Origin of the sequence: Sandarakinorhabdus oryzae (assembly GCF_009733735.1) — a bacterium.
Taxonomy (GTDB): Bacteria; Pseudomonadota; Alphaproteobacteria; order Sphingomonadales; family Sphingomonadaceae; genus Sandarakinorhabdus; species Sandarakinorhabdus oryzae.
The window spans coordinates 1-845 of the sequence record NZ_WNJP01000368.1 but is presented as its reverse complement, the minus strand read 5'-3'; the positions used below and the strand labels follow the sequence as shown (position 1 = coordinate 845).

2 protein-coding genes are annotated in these 845 nt (G+C 73.4%); both read right to left on the bottom strand.

The genetic code is table 11. From position 1 onward, the window contains the following. Positions 1–534: hypothetical protein (locus GJ693_RS16345; RefSeq protein ID WP_197042315.1), on the bottom strand; the 534-nt coding region annotated here is incomplete at its 3' end. Then, on the bottom strand, positions 528–845 hold a 318-nt coding region (locus GJ693_RS17295; protein WP_197042314.1), incomplete at its 5' end, for a hypothetical protein. The genes GJ693_RS17295 and GJ693_RS16345, both read right to left, overlap by 7 nt.

Sequence of the window (845 nt, the reverse complement as noted above, 5' to 3'; positions counted from 1 at the left end):
GACGGGCTGCAGCCGGGCGCCGGGCAGGCCCGCGGTTGAGCCGGCGAGCGCATCCCACAGCGGCGCCGGGATGGCGAGCGGCTGATCGAGCCGCGGCTTGGCGGGATCGAGCGCGGTGGCCAGACCCAGCCGCAACAGCTGCGCCAGCGAATCCTTCACCGCCATCGGATCATCGCTGCCATCCGCCTCGCGCAGGGCGGCGACCAGCCCGCCGGGTGTGGCGTGGCGGCCGTCACCAAGCAGGGCCGCCAACCGCGGCTCTTCCTCCACCAGGCCGATCGCAAGCAACAGCTGCAGGGTGATGGCGGGCAGGCCGGCGTTGGTCAGCGCGGTGGCAAGGCGAGGCAGCGGCTGAGCCGGATCGCCAAGCCAGGTGACGACGGATTGCCAATCAGGTCCAAAGCGTTGCCCGGCGATCCCGGCAAAGGCGGCGGCATGATCGGCGGCGAGGCCAGCAAGCGCCGGCGCCCGGCTGGCGAGGCTGGCGGCCAGACCCGTCAGCGCCAGATTGAGATGCTGGCCGGCGCTCAACATGGGAAGTCGAACCGGATGGAGCGGCCCGCCGCGGGCAGGAAACCGGGGTCGCGGTCCAGACCGGCGAGGCGCAGCGCCAGCGGGTGGCTGGCGAGCGGGAAACTGACCAGAATGCTATCCGCGTCGGCACTGATGATGCCGGGCTGGGCGAGCAGGACGGGAAGCGGATCGGGGTTGCCGAGCGCTTCGGCCAGGCGGGTGTGGACGCGGCGGGCCTGGCCAGTGAGCCAGCGTCGGGCCGGCACCGGGTCGGGCGGCTGGAACCAGCGGGTGACGGCTTCGCGCTTGCCCAGCCCGGCGGCGTGCCGGAG